Annotated in this window: 1 protein-coding gene; it reads right to left on the reverse strand. The window is 39.5% G+C overall.

The annotated features are described in order from the left end of the window. The coding region (locus AC1DND_RS28605; protein WP_477586321.1) for a RagB/SusD family nutrient uptake outer membrane protein at nt 1-702 on the reverse strand (702 nt) is incomplete at its 3' end. Nucleotides 703-909: the final 207 nt, after the last annotated feature.

The raw sequence follows: 909 nt of genomic DNA on the forward strand, positions 1-909 counted from the left end.
GTATAACAATACCCGGCCTTTTAATGCGGCCGCTGCCTTACGTGTAAATTTACCCCGTTCATTCCCGTCATTCCAGGTTACATTATTTAATAAAACCATTGCAGAATCCAAATCGCTCACAACAGATTTAAAACATGCTGATGCGCTGGATCTTCCACTTAACTCTACATTATCTGGATTTTGCGGTGTAAGTACCAGAGGAACACCACCGTAAAGTCGAGTCAGTTCAAAGTAAGAGAGTGCTCTCAATGCAAAAAATTGTCCCCGCAGTTTATTTTTAGAATCTTGTGCAAGGTTGCCTCCAGGAATTTCCTTGATGGCAACGTTACAGCGTGCAATGTCGAAATACCTGTTATCACCTTTTGTCCCCTGGTATTTCGTAGCAATAAACTTCACGTCGTTAGAAGTTAGGGTACCGTTTACGCCAATTGCTTTGCGCATAATACTTTCTGATGAAGAAAAACGGTCTTCATCACTTGCGTATATTACATTGTTAGCAGCCAACTCGTAAGGGAAATCGGGCATAACAACGTCATAGGTATCATTTAATAGGAACTGTATTGCCCCTTCATTGTCCCATATTCTGGAGTCAATCCCATTTCTGTCTTTTACATCGAAGAAATCTTTCTTACATCCCGAAAAAGATGCCATCAGCATAGCAAGCATGCCAATTGCCAAAGTATTTTTATATTTAAATTTCATTGTTCAGATTTTAAGTTTGTAACCTTTATAAACTTATATTCAAGCCTAAGGAAATTGTCCTCAGAGTTGGATAGTCATAAATTGTTGAAGAGTACGGATCTTTGTATTTGAGCGGATTTACGATAGTCCATAGGTTGTTTCCTGTTAAAACCAATCGAGAATCTGCGATACCGACCCTGCTAAGCAAGCTTTTGGGCATCTTATAGG

This window comes from Pedobacter sp. 01N416, assembly GCF_056399685.1.